Annotated in this window: 1 protein-coding gene; it reads left to right on the forward strand. The window is 38.7% G+C overall.

The annotated features are described in order from the left end of the window. On the forward strand, positions 1–778 hold a 778-nt coding region (locus M3196_RS21685), incomplete at its 5' end, for an IS256 family transposase (RefSeq protein ID WP_251324369.1). Positions 779–905 lie beyond the last annotated feature (127 nt).

A 905-nucleotide genomic window follows, 5' to 3' on the forward strand; every position in this document is an offset into this window, starting at 1 on the left:
CGAAGACATTGATGAATGGCAAAACCGCCCTTTAGAAAGTGACTATTTAGCTCTCTATTTAGATGGGCTTTATTTCAGTGTGCGTCGAGGTACGGTCGAGAAAGAAGCCATCTATATTGTCTTAGGAATTACGTTAGAAGGAAAACGTGAAATTCTTGGGTTCGTCGTAGGAGGACGTGAGTCAGCCAGTGGGTGGAGAGATGTTTTAGAAAGTCTTTATAACCGTGGTGTTAAACGTGTTTTATTAGGTATCTTTGATGGGTTATCTGGATTAGAAGAGGCTTTTAAAACCGTATACCCTAAAGGTGATGTGCAACGTTGTGTGGTACATAAAGTACGGGGAACATTATCAAAAGTAAGAGTTCTCGATCGAGATGAAATAACGACAGATCTTAGAGAAATATATCAAGCTAATACTTATGATGAGGCAGAACAGGCCTTTGAAGCATTTAAACAAAAATGGCAGAAGAAATACAAACGTGAGGTCAAATCTTGGGAAGATGACTTAGCTGTGCTGCTTACTTTTCTCAAATACCCCATGCAAATCAGGAAATACCTTTATACGACCAATATGATTGAGCGTACAATTAAAGAAATTAGAAAGAGGCTCAAAACGATGAACAGCCTGCCATCGATTGAAGCTGTAGAGAAAATTGTATTCTTAGTATCGAAGGGCTACAACGATGCGTGGACCTCAAAAAACACAGCCGGTTTTAATCTTGCGAAGAGAAAAATATTTAAGATGTTTGAAGAGAGATATGGATCTTCAACTGAATAAAAGAAAATGATGAAAGAGTGTTAGTGGAGGGATATCCCTCCACTAACACTCTACCCTACAACCATATATACGGACGAAGAGAGATGCTTTGGATATTGTTCGTTTACACAGACTATTTGACATAACC

The sequence above is a fragment of the Fictibacillus nanhaiensis genome (genome assembly GCF_023715445.1).
Taxonomy (GTDB): domain Bacteria; phylum Bacillota; class Bacilli; order Bacillales; family Fictibacillaceae; genus Fictibacillus; species Fictibacillus nanhaiensis_D.